18 protein-coding genes are annotated in these 23,245 nt (G+C 70.2%); 10 read left to right on the top strand and 8 right to left on the bottom strand.

Annotated features, from left to right (window positions below):
• Window positions 1–158: 158 nt before the first annotated feature.
• From JF886_RS02355 to JF886_RS02325, 7 genes are read left to right on the top strand one after another with little or no spacing between them, the layout of a single operon-like run.
• On the top strand, window positions 159–680 hold the full coding sequence (locus JF886_RS02355) for an RNA polymerase sigma factor (protein WP_337309220.1): 522 nt from the start codon (window positions 159–161) through the stop codon (window positions 678–680).
• Window positions 677–2,305 carry a hypothetical protein gene (locus JF886_RS02350; RefSeq protein WP_337309218.1) on the top strand — a complete coding sequence of 543 codons (1,629 nt, stop codon included), beginning with the start codon at window positions 677–679 and terminating at the stop codon, window positions 2,303–2,305. The genes JF886_RS02355 and JF886_RS02350 overlap by 4 nt, the downstream gene beginning before the upstream one ends.
• 38 nt (window positions 2,306–2,343) lie before the next feature.
• Window positions 2,344–2,817, top strand: coding sequence for a GNAT family N-acetyltransferase (locus JF886_RS02345; RefSeq protein ID WP_337309216.1), 474 nt, complete (start codon window positions 2,344–2,346; stop codon window positions 2,815–2,817).
• 38 nt (window positions 2,818–2,855) lie between these two features.
• The gene (gene gatC / locus JF886_RS02340) at window positions 2,856–3,143 is read left to right on the top strand and encodes an Asp-tRNA(Asn)/Glu-tRNA(Gln) amidotransferase subunit GatC (RefSeq protein ID WP_337309214.1); all 288 of its coding nucleotides are present in this window, start codon (window positions 2,856–2,858) and stop codon (window positions 3,141–3,143) included.
• Window positions 3,140–4,603 (top strand): Asp-tRNA(Asn)/Glu-tRNA(Gln) amidotransferase subunit GatA, encoded by a 1,464-nt coding sequence (gene gatA / locus JF886_RS02335; RefSeq protein WP_337309212.1) that lies wholly within the window; start codon window positions 3,140–3,142, stop codon window positions 4,601–4,603. The genes gatC and gatA overlap by 4 nt, the downstream gene beginning before the upstream one ends.
• Window positions 4,600–6,078, top strand: coding sequence for an Asp-tRNA(Asn)/Glu-tRNA(Gln) amidotransferase subunit GatB (gene gatB / locus JF886_RS02330; protein ID WP_337309211.1), 1,479 nt, complete (start codon window positions 4,600–4,602; stop codon window positions 6,076–6,078). Before gatA ends, gatB begins: the two co-directional genes overlap by 4 nt.
• Window positions 6,059–7,363, top strand: a complete 1,305-nt coding sequence (locus JF886_RS02325) for a class I SAM-dependent RNA methyltransferase (protein WP_337309209.1) — start codon at window positions 6,059–6,061, stop codon at window positions 7,361–7,363. The genes gatB and JF886_RS02325 overlap by 20 nt, the downstream gene beginning before the upstream one ends.
• Here the strand turns inward: JF886_RS02325 and JF886_RS02320 are convergent.
• Window positions 7,360–8,325, bottom strand: a complete 966-nt coding sequence (locus JF886_RS02320; protein ID WP_337309207.1) for a DedA family protein — start codon at window positions 8,323–8,325, stop codon at window positions 7,360–7,362. The two genes, JF886_RS02325 and JF886_RS02320, sit on opposite strands and share 4 nt — an antisense overlap.
• A 101-nt stretch (window positions 8,326–8,426) precedes the next feature.
• On the opposite strand from JF886_RS02320, the gene JF886_RS02315 reads away from it, so the two are divergent.
• On the top strand, window positions 8,427–12,065 hold the full coding sequence (locus JF886_RS02315) for a DNA polymerase III subunit alpha (protein WP_337309205.1): 3,639 nt from the start codon (window positions 8,427–8,429) through the stop codon (window positions 12,063–12,065).
• On the opposite strand, the gene JF886_RS02310 is transcribed toward JF886_RS02315, so the two are convergent.
• From JF886_RS02310 to JF886_RS02300, 3 genes are read right to left on the bottom strand one after another with little or no spacing between them, the layout of a single operon-like run.
• Window positions 12,062–12,625: a YggT family protein gene (locus JF886_RS02310; protein ID WP_337309203.1), complete on the bottom strand. Its 564-nt coding sequence runs from the start codon at window positions 12,623–12,625 to the stop codon at window positions 12,062–12,064. The genes JF886_RS02315 and JF886_RS02310 overlap by 4 nt on opposite strands.
• On the bottom strand, window positions 12,622–13,488 hold the full coding sequence (lgt, locus tag JF886_RS02305; RefSeq protein ID WP_337309201.1) for a prolipoprotein diacylglyceryl transferase: 867 nt from the start codon (window positions 13,486–13,488) through the stop codon (window positions 12,622–12,624). Before lgt ends, JF886_RS02310 begins: the two co-directional genes overlap by 4 nt.
• Window positions 13,489–14,103, bottom strand: coding sequence for a class I SAM-dependent methyltransferase (locus JF886_RS02300; protein ID WP_337309199.1), 615 nt, complete (start codon window positions 14,101–14,103; stop codon window positions 13,489–13,491).
• 127 nt (window positions 14,104–14,230) lie between these two features.
• On the opposite strand from JF886_RS02300, the gene JF886_RS02295 reads away from it, so the two are divergent.
• Window positions 14,231–16,834 (top strand): hybrid sensor histidine kinase/response regulator, encoded by a 2,604-nt coding sequence (locus JF886_RS02295; RefSeq protein WP_337309197.1) that lies wholly within the window; start codon window positions 14,231–14,233, stop codon window positions 16,832–16,834.
• On the opposite strand, the gene JF886_RS02290 is transcribed toward JF886_RS02295, so the two are convergent.
• From JF886_RS02290 to JF886_RS02275, 4 genes are read right to left on the bottom strand one after another with little or no spacing between them, the layout of a single operon-like run.
• Window positions 16,827–17,060 (bottom strand): ferredoxin, encoded by a 234-nt coding sequence (locus JF886_RS02290; protein ID WP_337309195.1) that lies wholly within the window; start codon window positions 17,058–17,060, stop codon window positions 16,827–16,829. The genes JF886_RS02295 and JF886_RS02290 overlap by 8 nt on opposite strands.
• The gene (locus JF886_RS02285) at window positions 17,057–18,313 is read right to left on the bottom strand and encodes an NADH-ubiquinone oxidoreductase-F iron-sulfur binding region domain-containing protein (RefSeq protein ID WP_337309192.1); all 1,257 of its coding nucleotides are present in this window, start codon (window positions 18,311–18,313) and stop codon (window positions 17,057–17,059) included. Before JF886_RS02285 ends, JF886_RS02290 begins: the two co-directional genes overlap by 4 nt.
• Window positions 18,310–19,341, bottom strand: a complete 1,032-nt coding sequence (locus tag JF886_RS02280) for a ferric reductase-like transmembrane domain-containing protein (RefSeq protein WP_337309190.1) — start codon at window positions 19,339–19,341, stop codon at window positions 18,310–18,312. The genes JF886_RS02285 and JF886_RS02280 overlap by 4 nt, the downstream gene beginning before the upstream one ends.
• Entirely contained in the window at window positions 19,341–19,649 is a 309-nt protein-coding gene (locus JF886_RS02275; RefSeq protein ID WP_337309188.1) for a hypothetical protein, read from the bottom strand. The genes JF886_RS02280 and JF886_RS02275 overlap by 1 nt, the downstream gene beginning before the upstream one ends.
• 46 nt (window positions 19,650–19,695) lie before the next feature.
• On the opposite strand from JF886_RS02275, the gene JF886_RS02270 reads away from it, so the two are divergent.
• Entirely contained in the window at window positions 19,696–23,223 is a 3,528-nt protein-coding gene (locus JF886_RS02270; RefSeq protein WP_337309186.1) for a TM0106 family RecB-like putative nuclease, read from the top strand.
• Window positions 23,224–23,245: the final 22 nt, after the last annotated feature.

The following is a 23,245-nucleotide window of genomic DNA, read 5'->3' as shown; positions in this document are numbered from 1 at the left end:
CCTCGAGCTCGAGGCGCTCGGGGTTCTTGGGTTGGGGCGTCTCGCTCACCGGTGGCTCCTTGTAGTGGATCGCGCGGCGAGTGTAGCGACGCCGCCCGCCCCGGCCGGGATGTGACGAATCGCGCGCAGGGACGTTTGTGCAGTCGATGATCGCCGCCATGACCGGCGCACGGCTGGACGACGCGGTGAGGCCCTTCGACGAGGTGTATCGCGACCATGCCGACGCCGTCTACCGCTTCTGCCTGTCCCAGCTCCGTGACCCCGACGTGGCCGAGGACGTCACCGGCGACGTGTTCGCCGCAGCCTTTGCGGCGTACGGCCGCGTCCGCCCTGACGCCGTCGGCGTGCGCACCTGGCTGTTCCGGATCGCTCGCAACGCCGTGATCGACCAGTACCGGCGTGACGGCCGGCGACGCTCGCTGCTCGCGCGCCTCGGTCGGGATCGTGAGTTTCCCGACAGCGTCGAGGAGAACGTCCAGCAGCGCTTCGACCTCGCCTCCATCTGCACGGCGATGGAGACGCTGCGCGAACGCGACCGCCAGCTGGTCGGGCTCCGCGTCGCCGGAGGCTTGACCTTTGCCGAGGTCGGCCAGGTGCTGGGGATGCGCGAGAGCGCCGCCAAGATGGCCACCCACCGCGCACTCGAGCGGGTTCGCTCGCGGCTTCGGGAGATGGCATGACCGAGGACGATCGCGACCTCTCAGCGGCCTTCGATGAGCTCAAGGCGCCCCCGTCGACAGCCAGCTACGCGACCCGGACATCGGGGCTCGACGGCCGTGCCCGCACGTCGCACTGGCCGCAGGCCCTCGCCGGGGCCCTGGTGGTGGCGGTGGCCCTTGCCGGGGCCGGGACCTTCCTGGCGTTGCGCACCGCTCGCCACGGCGACGCGCCGTCCAGCTCCGCAGGCGGACCGCCGGCGCGGTCGAACGCGGCGATGGCCTACGACTCGGCCGCCGGGGTCACTGTGATGTTCGGTGGCACCGACGCCTCAGGCAAGGCACTGACCGACGCCTGGACCTGGGACGGCTCCTCCTGGAAGGCGGCTGCGCGCGGCCCGGGGCCGTTGGTAGACGTCCGGATGGTCGACGACCCCGCCGACGCCGGCGTGCTCCTGCTCGGCGTCCCTGCCGCTCCGGTCAGCAGCAGTGGCGGGAGTGTCGGCAGCAGTGGCTGCGTGGGCAGCGGCACGGCTACGCCCGGCTCGGTGTCGGGGGGCACCCCGAACGCCGCCACGGTGACAGCGGCGCCGGCGATCGCCCCGGCGCCGTCGAACGCCACGCCGCCTACCGGGGTTCCCGTCTCGGGGCCGGCGCTCTCCTGCCCTCCGGTTCCCCTGCCGGTGGTGCCCGCTGCGCAGACGTGGTTGTTCAGTGACGGCGCATGGTCCGGCGCCTCAGGGAACGCGGACACCACACCTCCCGCCGGCGCGCAGCTTGCGTTCGACACCGCGACGCACCAGGTAGTGGCGGTGTCGGCAGGCTTCTCCCGGTGCGGCCCTCGGATGCTGTCGCCGGTCGCGAACGGTGGCGCCATCGCCTGCCCGCTGGCGGCGTCGAGCAGCAAGCCCGCGATCGCTCCCGATCCGCTCTGCCTGCCCACGTGTGCGGGCAGCAATGTCATCGTCACGTGGACGTGGTCTCGCGGCTTCTGGATGAAGCGACCGGCCAGCGTGCAAGCCGGGCCGTTCACGTTTCTCTTCAGTGACCCGGGGAGCCAGCACGCCACCCTGATGACGCAGTCAGACAACGGCCTCTACAGCCCGTCGTGTCCCGCGACTGCGTCCTGTCCGCGGGCGCCGTCCCAGTTCGTCATCACCTCGACGTGGACCGGATCCGATTGGCAGCAGAAGTCGCAGCTCGACAATGTGGCGGCGCCGCCGACCTTTGCCGGTGGCACCGTCGCGGCTGTCGAAGGTCAGATTGTCGTGCTCACCAACTCTGGAGAGACCTGGCATTGGCGCCAGGGCCATTGGGTCAATGAGACGGCCACCACACCGTTCGTGGCCCATCCCAACCAGCGGACCGGCGCGGCGATGTCCGAAGGCCCCGGCGCAACGGTGGTGTTGTTCGGCGGCGAGGTTCTGTACGGATTCCATGGCGCCTCTTCACCGGCGACGGTGGGCGCCGATACGTGGGTCTGGGACGCCAAGTTGTGGCGGCACGCGGGCGGGGGGCCGCTGCCGGCGCCGCCATCGGCGGTTCCGTGCCCGGCGCAGAAGAACGGCGTCATCCCCCCCTGCGTCCAACCGGAGCCCGCCGTGGTGTCACCTGGCTCCGCACCGGCGGCGCCCCCGGCCATTCCGTAGCAGACGGCGCCCACGTACGGCGCGGTCACAATCCGCGCGTGGCAGACGAGATCCGCATCGAGGAGATGTCAGGGCAGGACTCTGAGATCGCCGAGATGCTCATCGACCTGACGCTGGCCGAGCAGGACCATTACGACCACCCCCGCGAGACACGCGACGAGGTGGAGCGCCGCCTGCGCGTCGCACCGACGTTCACCGGCGAGAACCACCTGATGGTGGCGCGCGACGGCCGCGGCCACGCAATCGGCGTGTGCTGGGTGGTGCTGTTCGATCCTGGGACGGGGCTCGAGGCCGAGCTTGCCGAGCTCTACGTCCGCCCCGAGGTCCGTGGCGGCGGTGTGGCCCGCAGCCTCGTCGCCGAGGCGGTCGCGTTCCTGCGCCGGCGCAACGTGAGCTTCGCGTCCGTGTGGACACGCGGCGACAACGACGCTGCGCTCGCCGCCTACCGCGCCGCCGGCTTCGCGCCCACCGAGCAGGCGGTGCTCACCTGGCTGCCCCTGCCCGATCGCTGAGCGCGCGAGGTCGCCCGTGGGTCGCGAATAATGTGGCGATGACCCTGAGTCCGGACGAGGTCGCCCACGTCGCCATGCTCGCCAGGCTCGGCCTCGATGACGATGAGAAGCGCCGCATCGCCGGCGAGCTCGACCTGATCCTCGAGCACATCTCCGCGCTGCAGCGCGCCGACATCTCCAACATCCCCGAGACGGCCCAGGTGGGTGACCTCGTCAACGTCTGGCGCGAGGATGAGCCCGAGCCCTCGCTCACCGAGGCGCAGGCGCTCGCCAACGCTCCCGACACTGACGGCGAGTACTTCCGGGTGGGGGCCATCCAGGAATGACCACCGCCGGCATGACCGCAGCCGCGATGGCCACAGCTCTGCGCGCCGGGGAGCTGACCCCGGCCCAGCTCCTCGCCGACGCGCGCGCGCAGCTCGCCGGGCAGGGCCGCTCGCTCAACGCTTTCCTGGCGCTCACCGACGAGCTCGCCGACCAACAGGCCGGACGAGCCGCGCGAATGCTCCACGACGACCCGGTGGCGGCGGGGCCGCTGTGCGGCATCCCCGTCGCCTTCAAGGACGTGCTCTGCGTCGAGGGATACCTGACCACCGCGGGCTCGCGCATCCTCGAGACCTTCCGCCCGCCGTACACCGCCACCGCGGTGCAGCGCCTCCTCGACGCCGGGGCCGTGCCCGTGGGCAAGACCAACTGCGACGAGTTCGCGATGGGCTCGTCCACCGAGAACTCCGCGTACGGTCCGACCGGCAACCCCTGGGACGTCGAGAGAGTCCCCGGCGGCAGCAGCGGTGGCAGCGCGGCGGCGGTAGGCGCGGGAATCGTGCCGATCAGCTACGGAAGCGACACCGGTGGGTCGATCCGCCAGCCGGCGTCTCTCTGCGGGGTGGTCGGGTTCAAACCGACGTACGGGCGCGTGTCGCGCTACGGGCTCATCGCCTTCGCGTCGTCCCTGGACCAGGTGGGCCCGTTCGCGCACACCGTCGAGGACGCCGCCAGCGCGTACCTGGCCGTCGCGGGTCATGACGTCCGTGACAGCACCTCGGTGCCCGACGAGGTCGACGACCCCCTTGCGGCCATGCGCGACGGCGTCCGCGGCCTTCGCCTCGGGGTGCCTCGCGAGTACATGGGCGAGGGGTTGGAGGACGGCGTACGCCAGCGCGTCACTGAGGCGATCGCGGTGCTCGAGGGCCTGGGCGCGTCCATCCAGGAGGTGTCGCTGCCGAGCACCGATCTCGGCCTCTCGACGTACTACATCATCGCGCCCGCCGAGTGTTCCTCGAACCTGGCGCGGTACGACGGGGTGCGCTTCGGTCGCCGTGTCGAGCGACCATCGCTCACCGATACGTTTCTGCGCACCCGCGACGAGGGCTTCGGCGACGAGGTGAAACGCCGGGTGATGCTGGGCACCTACGCGCTCAGCAGCGGCTACTACGATGCCTATTACCGGCGCGCGCAGAAGGTGCGCACGCTGATCGCGCGCGAGTTCGACGCGGTCTTCGAGTCGGTGGACGCGCTGGTGTGTCCGACGTCGCCGAAGGTGGCCTTCACCACCGGCGCCATCCAGGACCCGCTGGAGATGTACCTCAACGACGCGCTGACCATCCCGGTCAACCTCGCCGGACTCCCGGGGATGTCGCTGCCCTGCGGATTCGCCGAGGGGCTCCCCGTCGGCCTGCAGGTGATCGCCCCGCGGTTGCGCGATGCGCGCGTCTTCCAGGTCGCCGCCGCCTACGAGGCGGCCACGGACTGGCACCTGCTGCGCGCGCCATTGGTGGCCGCGTGACCGTGCAGGCGCGCAGCGGCGCCGTCGACACCGGGTACGAGGCGGTGATCGGCCTCGAGGTGCATGCTCAGCTGCTGACGCGCAGCAAGATGTTCTGCGTCTGCAGCGCCGACTACACCGCCGCCGCGCCGAATAGCCACACCTGCCCCGTCTGCCTGGGGCTGCCGGGTGCGTTGCCGGTGATGAACCGTCAGGCAGTGGAGATGACGGTGCGCACCGCGCTGGCACTCAACTGCGAGATCCCGCCGTTCACCAAGTTCGATCGGAAGAACTACTTCTATCCTGACCTGCCCAAGGGGTACCAGATCTCCCAGTACGACCTGCCGCTCTCGCAAAACGGGCACCTCGAGTTCATGGTGGACGGGCAGCGCACGCGCTGCGGCATCACCCGCGTGCATCTCGAGGAGGACACCGGCACCATGCACCACGCCGGCGACGTGCTCCAGGAGGCGCTCAGCTCGCTGGTCGACCTCAACCGCTGCGGCGTGCCACTCATGGAGATTGTCGGTGAGCCAGATCTGCGCAGCGCCGACGCGGCGCGCGAGTACCTCGTGCGCCTCCGTCAGATCCTCACGTACATCGGCGTCAACGATGGCAACCTCGAGCAGGGATCGCTGCGCTGCGACGCCAACGTGTCGATACGCCGCGTCGGTGAGACGCAGCTGGGCACCAAGGTCGAGGTCAAGAACATGAACTCCTTCCGCGCGGTGCACCGCGCCATCGCCTTCGAGATCGAGAGGCAGCGAAAGGTCCTCGAGGAGGGCGGCAAGCTGGTGCAGGAGACCCGCGGCTGGGTCGAGACCCGTGGCGCCACGGTGTCGCAGCGCAGCAAGGAGATGGCCCACGACTACCGCTACTTCCCGGAGCCCGACCTGCCGCCTCTGCAGTTGGACCGCGACCTGGTCGAGCGCATTCGCGTGGCGATCCCCGAGCTGCCCGAGGCCCGCGCGGTCCGGTTCAGCGAGCAGTACGGGCTGTCGGCATACGACGCGGCGGTGATCACCACCACGCGAGCCGACGCCGACACGTACGAGGACCTGGTGCGTGCCGGCGCCTCCGCCAAGGTGGCAGCCAACTGGCTGACCGGCGACGTCGCCGCGCTCGCCAACCTGCACCGCGTGCCGCTCGCCGGCAGCGGGCTCGGCATTGCCGGTCTGACCGAGTTGCTCAAGCTGGTCGAGGCGGCCACGATCAACGGCTCGACCGCCAAGGACCTGCTCGCCGAGCTCTACCTCGACGGTGGCGACCCGGCCGCGCTGGTGGCCGAGCGCGGTCTGGCGCAGGTGGGCGACGCCGCCGAGCTCGGCGCGCTGATCACCGAGGTGATCGACGCGAACCCCAAAGCGTGCGACGACTTCCGCAGCGGGCGCGAGGCCGCGTTGCAATCGCTGGTCGGAGCCGTCATGAAGGCGACGCGCGGGCGAGCCGACGCGCGCCTGGTCACCACCCTGCTGCGTGAGCGACTCGCCGGCTGACGTCGCGCCGGTTGCGGTTGCGCGCGCGCACCGGCGCGGCGAGCGCTTCACGGTCCTGACCGGCGCGATGGTGCACGGCGCGCTCTGCCTGGCTCGGCTCGACGACGCCACCAGCCTGCTCGTCGACGGTGCGCTCCCCGGCGAGCGCGTTGTCGTGGAGCTAATGCACCGCAAGGGCCGGCTGTGGTTCGCCCACACCGTCGCCGTCGACGCGCCCTCACCACACCGCGTCGAGGCGCCGTGCCCGTACTACGGTGAGTGCGGCGGCTGCCAGTTGCAGCACGTCGAGTACGCACAGCAATTGGAGCTGAAGGCGGAGATCGTCCGCGACTCTATGCGCCGGCAGAAGGTGACCGTGCCACAGCGGTTCGCCGTGCACGGCGCGGCCGAACCGTGGCGCTACCGCTGGCGCGGCGAGTTCCACGTCATCCCCGGCACCGCGGGCATGAGCGATGCGCGCCTCGGCTTCAACCGGGTGCGCAGCTGGACACCTGTTGCGGTCGACGACTGTCTGATCCATCACCCCCGCATCACCTCGTCGCTGCCGGCGCTCACCGGCCTGGTGCGCGACGCCGGGGAATCCGGGCTGACCGCCCTGCACCTTACCGCGGGGGAGGGGGGCGAAGAGCTGCTGCTGCGCCCACGGCCCCCGCGCGCCATCCCCAGCGCGTCGGTCGACGCGCACGCGCGCAGCGCGGGCGAGCGCTGGAGCGCGACGTCGACGACGCTGAGCTGGCGCGGGCACGACTATCGCGTCTCGCCGGACACCTTCATCCAGGTCAACTGGGGATCCATCGAGCTGCTCTACGGCGCGGCGCTGCGCGGCCTGGGCGACGTCGCAGGGCGCACCGTCGTCGACGCCTACGCTGGGGTTGGCGTCCTCGCCTGCGAGCTGGCCGCTAGGGGCGCGTCCGTGGTGTGCATCGAGAACAACCGCGACTCGGCGCGGCTGGGAGTCCTCAACGCCGAGCTCAACGACTGCGCTGCGCGGGTGCGCTACGTCGCGCAGGCCGTCGAGGATGCGCTGCCGGGCGCCGGTGTGGGCGTGGATGCCGTCCTGCTCGACCCGCCGCGCGCCGGTTGTGACCAGCGCGTCACGGCGTGGCTGGCGCTGGCCGGAGCCGCGAGGATCGTTTACGTCTCCTGCGACCCGGCCACACTGGCACGCGACCTGCGTGTGCTCTGTGTCTCGGGGCCGTACCGCATCGAGCAGCACGAGCTGGTGGACATGTTCCCGCAGACCCACCACATCGAAAGCGTGGTCACGCTCGTCCGCGAGGGCTAGACCGCGTCGCTGACGCCGACATCGTCGTCGGTGTCGTCGTCGTCGTCTGGCGGAGCCTCTCGGGGTGTGTGCGGACCGCGGTGCACGTAGCTGACGTCGAAAAGACGCTCGCCTGCCGTCTCGCCGGTCGAGCTGCGCCGGCTCACCACGATGTACGCGAGCGCGATGGCGAGCACGATGGCGACCACGTCGTAGCGACCTTCCGGGAAGATCTGGTACTTGAGGTCGAGGATCGCGCGCGTGAGCTGATCAAAGCCCGCGACGATGACCGCGATGATCCCGGCGTCAACGGCGAACGCGAGCCAGTAGCGGTCGCGCCGGGCGATGCCGAAGAACGGGCCCGACGTGGAGCCGCGACGCGGTTCGGGCGCGCGCCGCGCCGCCCGGTATGCGACCACACCGAGCGCGACCAGCAGGCCGCCGCTCAGCGCGAAGTTGAAGAGCTGAGCCTCGACCGCGGTCAGAGCGTGCTCGGCGGGCGCCCCCGCCACAAACCCGATGGCGGTCATCAGCGCGGTCCAGCCGATGAGGGCCGGGACATTCGCTTCCATGAAGGTCCGCGCCGGCACTCCGGCGGCGCCGGCGCAGAGTGTTGCGTACGGGCGCACGCCGGGGATGAGCCGGGCGAGCGCGATGTGGCGGACGTCGGCGCGGGCAAGCCGTCGCGTCGCCCGGTCGTACGCCCTGGCCGCGCGCAGCCTGACGGCCACCCTGCGAAGGCGTTGCGGCCCGACCCGCCGCGCCCAGCTGTACCCGGTGAACGATCCCCCGACGAGCGCCAGGAGCGCGACGGGGTAGAAGAAGAAGGGGTTGAGGGTTCCTGAAGCGATGAGCAGGCCGGCGACGATCAGCAGCACCTCGCTGGGGATGAACGGCAGCGGCACCCCCGCCTCGTCGATGAAGAGGAGGACGCAGATGAGGACGGTGGCGACGGCGCTGTTCAGGCCGGTGAGGAAGTTCACGGGATTCCGAGGATACGGGTCGAGGCCTGGGCCACCTCTGCTCGCGAGAGGGCCTGTCCTACTGCTACCGTACGTCTGTTCGGCAGCAACGCGAGGAGAGCATGGTCAACGAGCCGGTCGGCGGGGTTGTCGAGGCGGATGACGTCGAGCCGTTCGTCCACCTGCACACCCACACCGAGTACTCGTTGCTCGACGGCGCCTCGCGCATCACCGACCTCGTCGCCGCGGCCAAGGGACACGGCCAGACCGCGCTGGCCATCACCGACCACGGCGCGCTGTACGGCGCCGTCAAGTTCTACACCGCCGCCAGGTCGGCGGGGATCAAGCCGATCATCGGCTGCGAGATGTATATGGCGCCGCGCTCGCGCCATGACCGCGAGGGCCGCACCGACCGCGACCCCAACCACCTCATCCTGCTGGCCCGCAACGAGACCGGCTATCGCAACCTCATCCAGCTGGTCAGCAAGTCGCACCTCGAGGGCTATTACTACAAGCCGCGCATCGACAAGGAGCTGCTCGCCGAGCACGCCGATGGCCTGATCTGCCTGTCAGCCTGCATCGGCGGTGAACTGCCCCAGGCAATCCTCGGCGGCGACATGGATGCCGCTGAGAGCGTCGCCCGCCAGCACATGGAGATGTTCGGCCCCGACGGGTATTTCCTCGAGATGATGGACCACGCCATCGCCGAGGAGGGGGCGATCCGCGCCGGCCTGCTGGAGATCGCGCGGCGGACCGGCCTGCCCCTGGTGGCGACCAACGACGCCCACTACATCGGCGTCGAGGACGCCGAGGCGCACGACATCCTCCTCTGCATCCAGACGCAGGCGCGGCGCGAGGACGAGAAGCGTTTCCGGTTTGCGGGTCCGCATTTCTCGGTGACCTCCGGCGCGCACATGCGTGACCGCTTCGCGGCGTACGGGGAGGCGGTGCGCAACACGGTGGCCGTCGCCGGCCTCTGCAACCTCGAGCTCAAACTGGGCGGCAACCTCCTCCCGGCCTACTCGCCCATCCCGCAGGGCCACACCGCGGAGAGCTACCTGCGCGAGCTGTGCCAGGTCGGCCTGCGCGAGCGTTACGGCGACGGCATCACCGCCGAGGCCCGTGAGCGCCTGGCGATGGAGCTCGATGTCATCGAGACAACCGGTTTCGCGCCGTACTTCCTCATCGTTTGGGACCTCATCCGGGCGGCGCGGTGCGACGGTGTGGTGGTCGGTCCCGGGCGGGGCAGCTCGGCAGGCTCGCTGGTGGCCTACGTGCTGCGCATCACCAACATCTGCCCGCTGCGCTACGGGCTCATCTTCGAGCGCTTCCTCAACCGCGAGCGGGTCGAGATGCCGGACATCGACATCGACTTCGACGACCGCCGCCGCGATCGCGTCCTGCAGTACGTGCAGCAGAAGTACGGCGAGGACCACGTGGCCCAGATCATCACCTTCGGCACCATGGCGGCCCGCGCGGTCATCCGCGACGTGGGCCGGGCGCTTAACGTGCCGCTGCCGGATGTCGACCGCCTCGCCAAGCTGGTGCCGCTCAGCGTGAAGATCACGCTGGAGAAGGCGCTCGCGGACAGCAGGGAGCTGCGCGGCCTGTACGAGAGTGAGGGCTGGGCGCGCCAGGTCATCGACATCGCCAAGCGGCTCGAGGGCATCTGCCGCAACGCCTCGACACACGCGGCGGGTGTGGTCATCGGCGCCGAGCCGCTCACCAACATCGTGCCGCTGCAGCGGTCCACCACCGGCGACCGGAGCAGCGCGGTGACCATGTTCGACATGGCCAGCATCTCCCAGGTGGGGCTGCTCAAGATCGATTTCCTCGGCCTCGCCAACCTCACCGTCATCGACGAGGCCGTGGGGATGATCGAGCACTCCAACTCCACCGGCACGCGCATCGACATGGACGAGATCCCGCTCGATGACCCGGCGACGTATGCGCTGCTTTGCAAGGCGGACACGCACGGCATCTTTCAGCTCGAGTCCACGTTCGCCAAGCGGATCCTCATCGACATGCAGCCGCGTTCACTCGAGGACGTCGGTGTTGCGAATGCGCTCAACCGGCCGGGACCGATCGAAGGTGGTGTTGTCGACCTCTACAGCAAGCGCAAGCGTGGAGAGCTCTCAGTTGAGTATCCCGCCGGGCTCGAGTCACTGCTCGAGCCGGTGCTCGCTGAGACCCACGGCACCATGGTGTACCAGGACCAGGTGATGAAGATCGCCCAAGCGGTCGCCGGGTTCACGCTCGGCGAGGCGGACCTCCTGCGCGGCGCCATGGGCAAGAAGGACAAGGCCAAGATGGCCAAGCAGCGCGAGAAGTTCCTCGCCGGCGCCGCTCTCAAGGGAATCTCCGAGGACGGCGCCATCGAGCTGTTCGAGCTCATGGCTCACTTTGCGGGCTACGGGTTCAACAAAGCCCATGCCATGGCATACGGGCTGATCTCATACCAGACTGCGTACCTCAAGGCGAACCATCCGGTCGAGTACATGGCGGCGCTGCTCAACAGCCGCGGTGGCGACTTCGACAAGCTCAAGCAGACGATCCTCGACGCCCACGCCCACGGTCTGGTGGTGCACAAGCCGGACATCAACCGCAGCGGCGAGGGGTTCACCGTCGGCGATCGCGGGATCGGCGAGATCCTCTTCGGTCTCCAGCACATCAAGAACGTCGGCGAGAGCGTGACCCACGCCATCGTCGCAGCGCGCGACGAGGGTGGCCCATTCACGAGCCTGCTCGACCTGTGCATGCGCGTCGACAGCCGTGACCTGAACCGGCGCGTTCTCGAGTCACTGATCCAGTGCGGCGCGCTTGACTCTCTCGGTGACCGCCACGCTCTCCTGCGTCAGCTCGACTCCTCCATGGACCACGCCGCCGCGGTACGGCGCGAGCGTGATCTCGGCCAGACCGCGCTGTTCGGTGACGTCGTCGACATCATCGGGACGATCGTTCCCCACGCCGTCATGGCTGCAGGTGAGGGCGGTGCGGGCAACGGTGACGGGGCCGGGAAAGGTGACGACTCCTGGCTGTCGTGGGAGCGTGACCTGCTCGGGATGTACCTCAGTGACCATCCTCTGCGCCGGATCGCTGCGACGCTCCAGACCCGCGTCGACACCTCGATCAACGAGCTGGGCGCGCACCTCGATGGGCTCATCGTTCAGGTGGGCGGGTGCATCCGCGACGTGCGTGCCTTCGTGCCGCGAAAGAGCACCACCGGCCAGCGCATGGCCTTCCTGCAGATCGAGGACCTCACCGGCAGCTGCGAGGTGGTCGTCTTCAACCGGGTGTTCGAGGAGGTGGCTGAACTGCTCCGCCCCGACGCGGTCGTGGTGATCCGCGGCAAGGTGGAATCCGGGAGACCATCACCGAACGCCGCGGTCGACGATGAGGAGCGCGAAAGCGAACCGTCGAAGATCCGCGCCGATGCCATCTTCGCGATGGACGATGCGCGCTTGGTGGCGTGGCGGCGCAACAGCACTGTGCATATCCGTCTCGCCCCCGACCAGCACCACCTCGTCGGTCCCCTGCACCAGGCGATCGCCGAGCATCGCGGTGACGCACCGGTGGTCATCCATGTTGAGAGCGACGAATCGATCGACGACATCGCGCTTCACGAGGGGTTCACCGTGGAGCCCGGCCCCGGCCTCGAGCGTACCGTCGAGGCGCTGCTCGGTCCGGGCTCCTACCGGCTCGAGACGCGGCGCGAGCGGGCCCCCGAGCGCGAGACGCGGGGAGCCGCTCGGCGCACCTAGTACACGGCCACGGCGTCGAAGAGCGCGCGGCCCACGAAGTACAGCACCAAAAACAGCAGGAACGCGATTGCCGCACCGCCGTCGATGGCGGCGCCTCGCGGCAACACGCCCGCGAAGGGGCGCACCAGCGGATCGGTGAAACGCCGCACCATCAGCACGATCGGATGCCAGGGATCGGCGTGGAAGAGGGAGAACAGCAGCCGCACCAGGAGCACGATGCAGAAGAAGATGATGATCCCCAGCACGACCTGACGGACCACGCTGAGCAGCGCGTAGCCGGGCGACACCGACCCGGTGACGAGCAGTGAGTGGACCACCTGGGAGAGCACGTACAGCGTGGCCAGCGCGAGCAAGGGCGAGAAGTCGATGCCGCTGAAGCTCGGTAGGACGCGTTGGAATGGTCGCAGGATGGGGTCGGCGATGCGGCGCAACCAGCGGGCCAGCGGGTTCCAGGGACTGATCGGCAGCCAGGACAGCATCACCCGCGCGAAGACGATCAACTCGAGCAGAGTGAAGGCGACGTCGACAACTGACGCCAGCGGTCCGGTGTTCAGCGTCATGTCGGTGCCCGCACCGTGTCGAGACGGCGCCGCCACGCGAGATAGACAAGCGGAGTCACCACCACCAGCATCACGATAGCCGTCCACTGCGCCTGGTGGAGTCCCAGGCCGATGACCGGCTCGCTGGCGCGGAACTGGAAGAGGATGAGCTGGCTGATCGCGTACAGGGGGATGTAAGCCACGGCCAGCGCCCCATTGCGAACCCCCCGCCGTCGCATTGCGAAGAGGATCACCCCGATGACAATGGTGCCGAGGGCCTCATATATCGCGGCGGGCTGGTAGTACCAGGGCGCTCCTGGCTGGTAGTCCACCAGGTGGAAGCCGGATTGCAGCACGGCGTGCGGGTTGGCGTAGCCGGTCGCCCAGGGCAGGTTGCTGCGGGCGCCGAGGATGTCCCCGTTGATGACGTTGCCGATGCGTCCGAGGGGCTGCCCGATGACCGCGAAGATCACCGCCGCGTCCCACATCAACCACACCGAGATGCGATTACGCCAGGCGAAGATCCCGGCGCACGCCAGCCCGGCGATGATGGCGCCGAAGAAGGCCATCCCGCCCTCCCAAACGGCGATGATGCGGATCGGGTTGCGCAGGTAGGCGTTGACGAGGTCGGGCTGCTGCAGGACGTAGTAGAGACGGCCTCCGAGCAGCCCGAAGATGATCGTCCAGACCAGCGCGCGCTCGGCGGCGCCACGGCTGACGCCACGGGGCACGACGTGGGGGAGGACGCCGTAGCGGAAGGCGACGAGGAACGCCACCGCGTACATGACCCCGTACCAGTGCACCGCCAGGCTGCCGATGTGGATGACGGGATCGATGTCGATGCGAATGGTTGCGAAGGCGCTGTGGAGCGCAGCAACGACCATTCAGCGATCATCCCCGACGGCCTGCCGGGCCTGCACGCGGAGGATGCGAAAGCCGTCGTGCGAGGCCATCCGCTCGACGGAGAACCCCTCAGCACCAAGCCAGCGCGCCAGCGAATCGGAACCGAGGTGGCGATGGACGACAAGGTGGGCGGCAGCGCCGTCGTCGAGCCGGTCGAGCCATTCCGTCAGCAGCGGATGGAGCATGCGCAGCCCGACGCGGACCGGCGGGTTGCTGTAGATGGCGGCGAAGCGCATGCCGGCGGGGACGTCGTCCGGTGCCGCCGTGATCACGTTGGCTGCACCGGCGGTGGCGGCGTTTCGAGCGGTCAGCTCGAGGGCTCGCTGGTTGACGTCGACGCCCCACACCCGGGCTCGCGGCGACCGCAGGCCGAGCGTCACGGCGATCGGCCCGTAGCCGGTGCCAAGGTCGAGCAGGTCGCCCTCGGCGGGCGGGGCGGGGGCGCGGCGAAGCAGGAACAGCGTGCCGCTGTCGACCCGGCCGTGTCCGAACACCCCCGCGTCGCTCGCCAGCGACAGGCTGAGGTCGGGAAGTCGCAGTGGCACCTGGCGCGGCCGAGACGGTGCCGCAGGCTCGCGGTCGAAGTAGTGGGGCACGGCGCGGATTGTGGCTCGAAACGCGCAGATCAGCGTGGCCGCCTCGGGACAAACGGCGCGACTCGCATGGTGAAGAAACGGCAACGAGTGGCGGCCATTCGCGCCACCCGCCGTCATACTCGCGCCTGTGACCCAGGCACTCGCGGCGCTTCAATGGGCGGTGGCCGCGGCGCTCTTCGTGCTCGGCCTGGTGACCGTCGTCGACTGGGTGCGTCACCATGGTCGCACCCGGCGCTACCTTGCGGCCGCGGTCGGCTTCCTCGGCGTCATCTCGTTGCTCGGCCGGGTCGGGCAGGTGTCGGGCTTTGCCGGAGCGGTGCTCTCCGCGGTGAGCATCTTCCTCTTGATGGCGTCTGCGCTGGGCTTCGCGCTCTTCCGCGACAGCCTCGTCCCGATGCAGCGATGGGCGCTGTGGACGTGCGTGGGGGGCGTGGCGCTGGTCACGGCCGCAGCCATTGCCGTCAACCTCGACGGAAACACCACCAAGCCTGGCGCCCTGTCATGGGCGATCGACATCGTGCTTCTGCTCACCTGGTGCGCGGTGGTGGGAGCGGCGATTCTGCGCCTCTGGATGGTGTCGGGCAGCTTGCCGAGGGTGCAGCGGGCCCGCATCCGGGCGCTCAGCGCGGGCTTCGCCGGGATCATCCTGGCAGTTCTCGGCGTTGTCGCCACGGTGGGCGTCGACAGCCCGGCGCAGCAGATCGCGGTCGAGAGCGTGGTGTTCCTGAGCATTCCGCTGCTGGCGGTGGCGCTATCGCCTCCCCGGTGGCTGCGCCGCGTGTGGCGCGAGTCCGAGGAGATCCAGCTGCGCCACGCGCTCAACAACCTGCTGCTCTTCTCCCCCGATGAGGAGACTCTGGCGGCGCGCGCTCTCGAATGGGCGGCACGCCTGCTCGGTGGCGGCGCGGCGATGCTCGCCCTCGACGGCCGTGTGCTGGCGCTGAGCGGGATCAGCGAGGCCGACGGCGAACGCCTCCACCGCGAGCTTGAGGGGATGCGCAAGTCTGCCGGTCTCTCGTTCACGAGCACTCTCGGGGCCGCGGCGGTGGTGCCGCTCAACGCGCAGGCGGGCGACGGATATCTCGCGGTCCTCGCGGGCCCGTTCACACCACTGTTCGGCGACGAGGAGCTCGCGCGGCTCGCGCAGTACGCAGTGTCGATCACCGTGGCGCTGGACCGGGTACACCTGGTGGCGGGAATGCGCCGCAACGCTGAGCTTCTCGACCTGGCGTACGATGCGGTGTTCAGCTGGGACTTCGACACGCGTGAGATCCAGTACTGGAATCGCGCCGCATCCGAGCTGTACGGGTACAGCCGGGACGAGGCGGTGGGCAAGGACCCGCTGCCGCTGCTGCAGTCGGAGTATTCAGTGCCGCTCGAGGTGATCGTCGCCACGCTGCGTGAGCACAATCATTGGGAGGGCGAGCTGCGCCAGATCACCAAGGATGGCCGCGATCTGAACATCAGCGCGCGCTGGGCCGTGCAGCGCGACACCAGCGGCAAGCCCGTCGCGGTGCTCGAGATCAACCGCGACATCAGCAACGAGAAACGCGCCGCCGACGAGCTCCGTCACGCCCGCGACGTGGCTGAGCAGGCCAGCAACGCGAAGAGCGAGTACCTCTCGCGGATGAGCCATGAGCTGCGCACCCCGTTGGCGGCGATGCTCGGTTTCAGCGACCTCCTGGAGATGCGCGAGCCGCGCGAGGACCAGCTCTCCGCCATCGATGCCATCCAGCGGGCGGGTTCGCACCTTCTCAGCCTGGTCAACGACGTGCTCGACATCGCGCGCATCGAAGCCGGGCGCGAGACCCTGTCGCTGCAGCCCCAGGATGTCCGCGCAGTTCTCGAGGAGTGTGTGGGCCTGGTCACGCAGACCGCCAACGAGCGGCGCATGACCCTCAGCATGCGCATCGATGGCCCCGATCGGATCCACGTGCGCGCGGATCGCCATCGCCTCGTGCAGGTGCTGCTCAACCTCCTCAGCAACGCCATCAAGTACGGCACCGAGGGTGGCCATGTGATCGCCGGCGCCGCAGTCAGGGGCGGCGCTGTTGAGATCGACGTCATCGACGACGGCCCGGGCCTGGACGAGACCGAACAGCAGCGGTTGTTCCAGCCGTTCGAGCGGCTCGGAGCGGAGCGCACCCACATCCAGGGGACCGGGCTCGGCCTCGCGCTGGCGCGTCAGCTCACCGTCGCCATGGGCGGCACGCTGGTGCTGCGCAGCACGAAGGGCGAGGGCGCCACCTTCACGGTCCGCCTGCAAAAGGCCACGGGCACGGACGCGGCCACGGTCATCGCGGCGGCGGGTCCGCCCGTCCTCAAAGACTCGGTGTCCGGGCGCACCGTCCTGTACGTCGAGGACAACCTGGCCACGATCTCTCTGGTCGAGTCCATCTTCGCGTTGCGTCCCAGCGTCCGACTGCTCACCGCCATGCAGGGAGGCCTGGCCGTCGACCTGGCTCGCGAGCACTGTCCCGACCTGGTCATCCTCGACCTTCACCTCCCCGACCTCAACGGTGACGAGGTGCTCCGTGTCCTGCGCAGTGACATCCGCACCGGCAACATCCCCGTTGTGATCTACAGCGCTGACGCCACCGAGCCGCAGGTTCGGCGACTGCTCAACGCCGGCGCGCTGGCCTTCCTCACCAAGCCGGCGCGGGTCACCGACTTCCTGGAGATGATTGACGGGGTCCTGGGCCGCCCCGCCGAGGTGCGCACCGTCAGCTGACGGGCGACGGTCGCTGGCGCCCCCTCTCGTCGTCTGGCACCAGCTGCAGCGCTGCGGTGGGGCACGCCCCCACCGCACGCCGGGCCAGCTCGACGAGCGCTGGGGTCATCGGCCGTCCATCGATGATCGGGTAGCCCCAGTCATCGAGCGTGATCAGCTCGGGCAGCAGCTCGGCGCACATGCCGAAGCCGTCGCAGCGGATCGGGTTGACCCGCAGCTTGCTCACCGGCCCTTCCTCGTCCAGTCCGGGGCCGGCATGAGCAGCGCTGGATTGCGATCGCACCGGCCCCGACGCAGGTGGGTCGACACGTCACCGCTGAACACGCGCAGGGCGCTGGAGAGCAGCACCAGGGCACCGTCGGGGTGGTGGCAGGCGCCGCGGCCGGCGATCTGGGCGATCCAGCGCTGCAGGCGCTCGGCGTCGCGCGGCTTGGCTCCGCCGGCAGCCAGCTGCGCGGTGGTGGTGGCGAGGGCGGCGAGGCCATGCTCGCACGGTCCGCACTGGCGTGCGCTCTCGCGGGCCAGGAAGCCGACCAGCGCTGCGGCCTGGGCAAGGCCGCAGTGGCCGTGCGGGAAGACCGCGACGACCCCGCTGCCGAGCGGCAGGTCGATGCCCGGGCGCAGGTCCCAGGCGTCGTCCGCAGTGACCCAGCGCCCGAAGTAGCCCCCGACGAGAATGGCGGCGACCGACGAGGTGGCGCCGCCGGCCGCGCTCACCGCCTGCGCGATCGTCGACCCGCCGGCCAGCTCGTACACCCCGGCGGAGTGGACGGCGCCGGCCATGGTGACCAGCACCGTCCCGGTGGCGTCCTCCACGCCGGCGCTGCGGTATGCCTGCGCTCCCTGGCGCGCGATCAGGGCCGCGTGGGCCAGCGTCTCGACGTTCTGGACCACCGTGGGACGTCCGTCGACGCCTCTCTCGAACGGGCGCGGCGGCACCACGCCGGGCCGGGCCGCGCCGCCGTTGAGGCAGGCGATGGCGGCCGTCTCCTCGCCGGCGACATAGCGGTGGGGTGCACGCACCACGGTCACCGCCACCGCGATCTCCCCGGTCGCGCGGCGCTCCTCGATGGCGCGGCTGATGGCGGCCGCAGCATCGTCATAGGCGCGGCTGATGTACAGGACGGCCCGCTCGGCGCTGACCGCCTCCGCGGCGAGCAGGATGCCGTCGAGCACGAGTTGGGGCCGGGCGACCATCAGGGTGCGGTCCTTACGGCTCATCGGCTCGGTCTCCGCGCCGTTGCCCACCACCACTGCCCTGCCGCCGGACCGCCCCCGGGTGGCCGCCCACTTGCGCGCGGTCGGGTACGCGCCCCCGCCCCGGCCACGGAGGCCGGCCTCCTGGACGACGTCGATGAGCTGGCCACGGATAAACCGGGGCAGCTGACCGAGCCGATTGCGGTGCGCAACGAAGGATTCCGCACCGGTGTCGATCGCAGGCCCGTCGAGCAGCCGCGCGGCCGCCGCCGGGGCGATCAAAGTCCCACCGCCTTGGTGACCATCTGTCCCACGATGCTTCCGTCCGCCTGCTGGGTGAGGGTGATGTCGACGGCCGTCTGACCGCAGCGGGCCTGCACGTCCTGGGCCACCGCGGCGGTGACGTCGCACACCGTGGCCCCAGCGTCGGTGATAACCAGCTGACCCGAGGACGCCTGCCGGGCCACGGAGATGACCACGCGAAGGTTGGCGTCGCGACCGTCGGTCAGCGAGACGCGCAAAAGCTGCCCGCTTTGCGTTGCCGTGCCGGTCAGCTGGTCGCTGAGCCCGTTCGCCAGCGCCGGGGCGGCCGTGGGCGCCGGGGTGGTGGTCGCCCGGGTGACGCCGCCCGCGACGGCGAGGAGCCGGTCGGGGGTGCCGGCCGCCTTGGCCCAGCCGCTGTGCAGCGGTCCGACGGCCGCGAAGCCGAGCAGCGCGAACGTTGCCGCCGCAGTCGCCAGAAGGCCGAGCGCACGGACCGGCAGGGGGAGGCGGGGACGGTCGCTGGTGAGCCGCCAGACGATCGCGACAATCACAGCCGCGACGCAGCCGACGCTGACCACCACCGCCCACGGCGAGCGCACGTCACTCCCGGTCCCCAGGGTGTGCAGGAGCGCCAGCGGCCAGCACGCGTAGGCCGCCCAGTGCACCACCCGCCATGCGGTGAAGCTGATGCGCTGGCGCAGCAGACTGGTGATCACAAGGGCGGCGAGGAGCTCCATCGAGAGGACGCCCAGGCCGAGCCACACCGGGCGGTACGAGCCGGTGAACGGAACCACGGTGTTGAGCACGGCGATCCCGGCGAACGGGTCGACGATCGAGGTGACGATGTGAACGCCCAGGAAGACGAGCACCAGGAGCGCGAGGTTGCGATGGACCGCCTGGCTGAGGAAGCGAGGCCAGTCGCGGCTGTCCCAGCGCATCGCGGTCACGATGCCCAGCACGAGGATGGCGGTGAGCATCAGCAGGCTGACGTAGCCGGTGCTCCTCGCGGCGTACCAGAGCGCGGTGGGCCCGGAGGCCAGGATCACTAGGAGCCGCCCGAGACGACCGGCGCGCTCCCGTTGCCGGCGTTGGGGTCGACAGGGGTGCCGGCCGTGGGCGGCTGGGTGGGCTGCTGCAGTCCGCCGGACGGATCCTGGGTGGGCAGAGCCTGGCTGTCCGAGGGCGCTGTCTGCGTGGCCGGGGCGGCGGCGCCCACCGTGCGCCCCGCGAACGTCCCCGCGGTGACGGCGATGCCGGCCACGGTGAGCACGCCGGCGCCGGCCGCCGAGGCGACGGTGATCGAACGTACCCGGCGCTGGGCCCGGTCGCGGGCGGCCGGGGAGGATTGCTTCACGCAGACAGGGTACGCGTGCCGCCTTACGGCTTCCTGATACCACCCTGTGAGTCCGCTGAGCGACACCCAGCTGTCGCTGCGTGTGGTCACCATTGCAGTCGTGCAGACCATCGAGAACGTGCTTGTGCTCAGCCCCACCGACCTGGTGGCATTCACAGGCTGCCAGCACCGCTCCCACCTGGACCGTCTCGCCGCCCGCCGGGTGCTCGAGCGCCCCCACCGCGACGATCCCTTCAACGACGTCCTCCGCAAGCACGGCCAGCTCCACGAGACGAGGTACCTGGAGGCAATCCGCGCCGAGGCGGCCGGAGTGGTGGAGATCGGTCGGCCGGACGGCACCCTGGCGGGCCTCCACGAGGCCGAGGCGCAGACGCTGGCTGCCATGCATGGCCGCGCCGAGGTCATCTACCAGGCCAGCTTCTTCGACGGCCGCTGGCGAGGCCACGCCGACTTCCTGCGCCGCGTCGACACGCCAAGCCTGCTCGGCTCCTGGAGCTACGAGGTTCACGACACCAAGCTGGCGCGCACCGCCAAGGCGGGCACGCTGCTCCAGCTCGGGGAGTACTCGCGCCAGCTGGCCCGGCTGCAGGGGCGCGCGCCCAGGTCGCTCCACGTCGTGCTCGGTAACGGCACCGTCGAGGCGTTCCTCTTCGCCGACATCTCCGCCTACCTGGAGACGGTGCGGCTGCGCTTTGAGGCGGCGGTCGACAGCGGCCTGGTCGACACCGCGCCCGAGCCCGTCGCGCTCTGCTCCTACTGCGACTGGAAGGATCGTTGCACCGCCCAATGGCGCCAGGAGGACCACCTCTCGCTCGTGGCCGGGGCCCGCCGCGACCAGCGCATCCGCCTGGTCGCCGCCGGCATCACCACGCGCGCGGCGCTCGCCGAGCTGGCCCCGGGCATTGAGGTGGACCGGCTGCGCGGTCCGGCCGTCGCCGCGTTGCACGAGCAGGCGCGCCTGCAGCTGGCGTCGGCCCGCGCCGGCGCGCTCTCGTGGGAGCTCATCGACCCCGACCCCGACGCCCCACACCGCGGGCTCGCCACCCTGCCCGCGCCGTCGGCTGAGGACATCTTCTTCGACATGGAGGGCGACCAGTTCGTCGGCGCCTTCGGCCGGGAGTACCTCTTCGGGTGGGTCGAAGGCGACGCCCCCGGCGCCCAGTTCCGCGAGCTGTGGGCACACGACGCCGCGGCCGAGAAGGCCGCCTTCGAGGATTTCATCGACATGGTCATGGCGGCCCGCCGCCGCGACTCGGCGATGCACGTCTACCACTACGCACCGTACGAGCCCGTGCGCATCAAACGACTCATGGGCCGCTACGCGACGCGCGAGGAGGAGGTGGACACCCTGCTGCGCGGCGAGGTCTTCGTCGACCTCTACCGCATCGTCAAGCAGGGCGTGCGCGTCGGCGTTGAGTCCTACTCGATCAAGAAGCTCGAGCCTCTGTACACAGGTGCGCGCGCCGCTCCGATCACCGATGCGGGCACCAGCGTCGTGCAGTACGAGATGTGGCTCGACGAGCGCGACGACAGCCTCCTCGACTCGATCCGCCAGTACAACGAGGAGGACTGCCGCTCACTGGTGGGCCTGCGCGCCTGGCTCGAGGCTCGGCGCAGCGAGCTGGAACGCCGGGCTGGGCCGCTGCCGCGGCTGCCGCTCAGCGAGGGCACCGCTTCCGAGGCGGTGTCGGCCGGCACGGCCGCCGCGGAACGCCTCGCTGGCGAGCTTACCGAGGGGATCCCCGTGGATCCTAGCCGTCGCACGCTCGAGCAGCAGGGGCTGGCCCTGCTCGCCGCGTTGCTCGACTGGCACCGGCGGGAAGCCAAGCCGGCGTGGTGGGAGTACTTTGCGCGTCGCAAGGCGTCCGATGAAGATCTCATCGAGGACAGCGGGCCCCTCGGCGGCCTCGTGTTCGAGGGTGAGGTGGGCACGGCGGGCCGCTCTCGCCTGTATCGGTTCAGCTTCCCCGTGCAGGAGACCAAGCTCAAGGCCGGCGACAGCGTCGAGGATCCGCGAACGGTGCTCAGCGAGTCCGGCGCCGTCGTGACGCGACGGGCCGGCTCGATCCACGAGATCGACACCACCCGAGGCTTCCTGGTGCTCAAACGCTCGGAGCTGTTGCCACCGATGCCGACCGCGCTCATCACCGTCTCACAGCCGGAGACGTCGGTGCTGCGCGATTCCCTGTTGCGGATGGGCGAGTGGGTGCGCGACCACGGCATCGATGCTCCGGGTCCGTACCGCGCCGGCCGCGACCTGCTGCTTTGCCTCCGTCCGCGGATCGCGGGTATCGCCTCCGGCGAACCGCTGCGCCACCGGGGCGAGGACGTCGTCGCGGCGGCGTGCCGCTGCGTGCGCGACGCCGACAGCACCTGCCTGCCCGTGCAGGGCCCGCCCGGCTCGGGGAAGACGCACACCGGCGCGGCCGCAATCCTCGACCTGGTCACCGCGGTCCCCAGGCGGCCGGTCGCGGTGACCGCGCTCTCCCATCGCGCCATCACCCACCTGGTGAGTCGGGTGTGCGAGGAGGCGCGGCGGCGCGGTGTGACCATCCGGGTGATGCAGCGCAGCGACGACCGCGCTTGTGACGACACGCAGGTGGAATGCGTCGGCTCGCACGCGCCGATCGTCGACGCGCTCCACGCGGGAACCGTGGATGTTGTGGCCGGGACGGCGTGGTTGCTGGCGCGCGACGAGATGAGTGGCCGGTTCGACACGCTGGTCGTCGACGAGGCCGGGCAGCTGTCGCTGGCCAATGTCCTCGCGGTGGCGCCGTGCGCGCGCAACGTGGTGCTCCTCGGTGACCCGCAGCAGCTCGAGCAGCCGTCGCAGGGCACGCATCCGCCCGGCGCTGAGGCTTCGGCGCTCGGCCACCTGCTCGCTGGCGAGGAAACCATCGCGCCTGATCGCGGGCTCTTCCTCGACATCAGCTGGCGGCTCCACCCCGACGTTTGCAGCTACATCTCCGACAACTTCTACGACTCGCGGCTGCGGTCCAGCCCCGAGACCGCGCGCCAGCGAGTCCTAGGAGGGGACGAGCCCGCTGGGACCGGCCTGCGCTGGTTGCCGGTCGAGCATTCCGGCAATCGTTCGGCATCCGAGCAGGAAGCGGCCGCGGTGGCCGCGCTGGTGGCCGGCCTGCTCGGACAGCGCTGGATCGACCGCGACAACGTCGAACGCCCGCTGAGCGCCGACGACATCCTCGTGGTCGCGCCCTACAACGCCCAGGTCGCCGCACTGCGACGCGCCGTCCTGGATGAGGTGACGGTCGGCACCGTGGACCGCGTGCAGGGCCAAGAGGCCGCGGTGGTCATCTACTCGATGGCCACCTCCCTCGCCGAGGAGGTACCCCGGGGCATGGAGTTCCTGTACTCGCGCAACCGCACGAACGTGGCCGTGTCACGGGCGCGCTGCCTGGCCATCCTGGTCTGCTCGCCTGACTTGCTCCGTGTCGCCTGCACGACCGCGGCGCAGATTCCGCTGGCCAACGCCCTCTGCGCGTTCATCGAGAGGGCCACCGTGCTCCATGCCGACCCCGCTTCGACGCGGGTGGCACAACTGGCGCTTCTCTAACATCGCAGTAGGTCCCACCACA

Source organism: Candidatus Aeolococcus gillhamiae, from assembly GCF_016464765.1.
GTDB classification, from domain to species: Bacteria; Chloroflexota; Dormibacteria; order Aeolococcales; family Aeolococcaceae; genus Aeolococcus; species Aeolococcus gillhamiae.
The sequence above is the reverse complement of the archived record's forward strand: the minus strand, read 5'-3'. Positions and strand labels throughout refer to the sequence as shown.

Bases quoted from the DNA above. Each gene is read 5' to 3' on its own strand.
- JF886_RS02355 (WP_337309220.1), top strand. From the start codon at position 159: ATGACCGGCGCACGGCTGGACGACGCGGTGAGGCCCTTCGACGAGGTG.
- JF886_RS02350 (WP_337309218.1), top strand. From the start codon at position 677: ATGACCGAGGACGATCGCGACCTCTCAGCGGCCTTCGATGAGCTCAAG.
- gatC (WP_337309214.1), top strand. From the start codon at position 2,856: ATGACCCTGAGTCCGGACGAGGTCGCCCACGTCGCCATGCTCGCCAGG.
- gatA (WP_337309212.1), top strand. From the start codon at position 3,140: ATGACCACCGCCGGCATGACCGCAGCCGCGATGGCCACAGCTCTGCGC.
- JF886_RS02315 (WP_337309205.1), top strand. From the start codon at position 8,427: ATGGTCAACGAGCCGGTCGGCGGGGTTGTCGAGGCGGATGACGTCGAG.
- JF886_RS02310 (WP_337309203.1), bottom strand. From the start codon at position 12,625: ATGACGCTGAACACCGGACCGCTGGCGTCAGTTGTCGACGTCGCCTTC.
- lgt (WP_337309201.1), bottom strand. From the start codon at position 13,488: ATGGTCGTTGCTGCGCTCCACAGCGCCTTCGCAACCATTCGCATCGAC.